This window comes from Streptomyces sp. DH24, assembly GCF_029813775.1.
Classification (GTDB): Bacteria; Actinomycetota; Actinomycetes; order Streptomycetales; family Streptomycetaceae; genus Streptomyces.
The window spans coordinates 1-1510 of the sequence record NZ_JARVKW010000092.1; the positions used below are offsets into that span (position 1 = coordinate 1).

Sequence of the window (1510 nt, forward strand, 5' to 3'; positions counted from 1 at the left end):
GCCGGGTTACTGGGGCGGGTTGCCGTGCTTGCGGGAGGGCAGGTCGGCGTGTTTGGTCTGGAGCATGGCCAGGGAGCGGATGAGGACTTCGCGGGTTTCGGCGGGGTCGATGACGTCGTCGACGAGGCCGCGTTCGGCCGCGTAGTAGGGGTGCATGAGCTCGGCCTTGTACTCCTTGACCATCTTCTGCCGCATGGCTTCGGGGTCTTCGGCCTCGGCGATCTGGCGGCGGAAGATGACGTTGGCCGCGCCTTCGGCGCCCATGACGGCGATCTCGTTGGTGGGCCAGGCGTAGGTGAGGTCGGCGCCGATGGACTGGGAGTCCATGACGATGTAGGCGCCGCCGTAGGCCTTGCGCAGAATCAGCGAGATGCGGGGCACGGTGGCGTTGCAGTAGGCGTAGAGCAGTTTGGCGCCGTGGCGGATGATGCCGCCGTGTTCCTGGTCGACGCCGGGCAGGAAGCCGGGCACGTCCAGGAAGGTGACGATGGGGATGTTGAAGGCGTCGCACATCTGCACGAAGCGTGCGGCCTTCTCGCTGGCCTCGATGTCCAGCACGCCGGCCAGGGACTGGGGCTGGTTGGCGACGATGCCGACGACCTGGCCGTCCAGCCGGGCCAGCGCGCAGATGATGTTCCGCGCCCAGCGCTCGTGGACCTCCAGGTACTCCCCGTCGTCCACGACCTCCTCGATCACCTTCGCCATGTCGTACGGCCGATTGCCGTCCGCGGGAACGAGGTTGAGCAGCACGTCGCTGCGCCGGTCGACGGGGTCGCCGCTGGGTGCCCGGGGTGCCGCCTCCCGGTTGTTCTGCGGGAGCATCGACAGCAGGTAGCGGACTTCGGCGAGGCAGGTCTCCTCGTCGTCGTAGGCGAAGTGGCACACACCGGAGGTCTCCGCGTGCACGTCCGCACCGCCCAGACCGTTCTGCGTGATCTCCTCACCCGTCACGGCCTTCACCACGTCCGGACCGGTGATGAACATCTGCGACGTCTCACGCACCATGAACACGAAGTCCGTCAGCGCCGGACTGTAGGCCGCACCACCCGCACACGGACCCAGCATCACGCTGATCTGCGGAATGACACCCGACGCCCGCGTGTTGCGCTGGAAAATACCGCCGTACCCGGCCAGCGCCGACACACCCTCCTGGATACGCGCACCCGCACCGTCGTTCAGCGACACCAACGGCGCACCCGCCGCGATGGCCATATCCATGATCTTGTGGATCTTCGCCGCATGCGCCTCCCCCAGCGCACCACCGAAGATCCGGAAATCATGGGCATAGACGAAAACCGTCCGCCCCTCCACCGTCCCCCAACCGGTGATCACACCATCCGTGAACGGCCTCTTCGCCTCCAGACCGAACCCCGTCGCCCGATGCCGCCGCAACTGCTCGACCTCACGGAAAGACCCCGGATCGACAAGAAGCTCAATCCGCTCCCGAGCCGTCAGCTTCCCCTTGGCATGCTGCGCCTCGGTCGCCTTCTCACTCGGCCCGGCCAGTGCC

The 1510-nt window shown here is 67.0% G+C and carries 1 protein-coding gene; it reads right to left on the bottom strand.

Annotated elements, in window-relative coordinates; genetic code table 11:
- Positions 1 to 6 precede the first annotated feature (6 nt).
- Positions 7 to 1510, bottom strand: a 1504-nt coding sequence (locus QC282_RS31970; protein WP_279553096.1) for an acyl-CoA carboxylase subunit beta, incomplete at its 5' end; no start/stop codon positions are given.